This is a genomic window from Myxococcus llanfairpwllgwyngyllgogerychwyrndrobwllllantysiliogogogochensis (assembly GCF_006636215.1).
Lineage (GTDB): Bacteria > Myxococcota > Myxococcia > Myxococcales > Myxococcaceae > Myxococcus > Myxococcus llanfairpwllgwyngyllgogerychwyrndrobwllllantysiliogogogochensis.
On sequence record NZ_VIFM01000987.1, the window covers coordinates 1 to 390 of the forward strand.

At 71.5% G+C, this 390-nt stretch carries 1 protein-coding gene; it reads right to left on the reverse strand.

The genetic code is table 11. The annotated features are described in order from the left end of the window. Positions 1–390, reverse strand: a 390-nt coding sequence (locus FJV41_RS51595; RefSeq protein ID WP_141649702.1) for a MipA/OmpV family protein, incomplete at both ends; no start/stop codon positions are given.

The window sequence follows — 390 nt, forward strand, 5'->3', positions numbered from 1 at the left end:
ACCGTGAGTTCGTCCGCGGTGCCGACGCGGCGCACGATCGGGCTCGCCGCCGCCGCGGCGATCAACCTGTCGTAGCGGACATAGCCGAGGCTCTGCCACGCGTCGGACCAATCGTAGCTCACGGTGGCCGTCGCCCCGGCGGAACGCGGTCCAGAAGAAGCCCGGTACGGGGCCAGGACGGGATTCACGAGCGTCGCGGCGACCGGGACGTCGAAGTCCAGATGCATGGCGGCGGCATCGCCGACCACGAACCGGGGGCCCAGGCTGAGGGTGAACCGCCCGAAACGGCCCACCAGGTCGGCCGCCAGCTTGGCGATGATCCCGTCATGGGCGCGGACGCCCTGCGTGACCTCGGCCCGCAGCCTGAACGTATCGGGGACCGGCCAGACC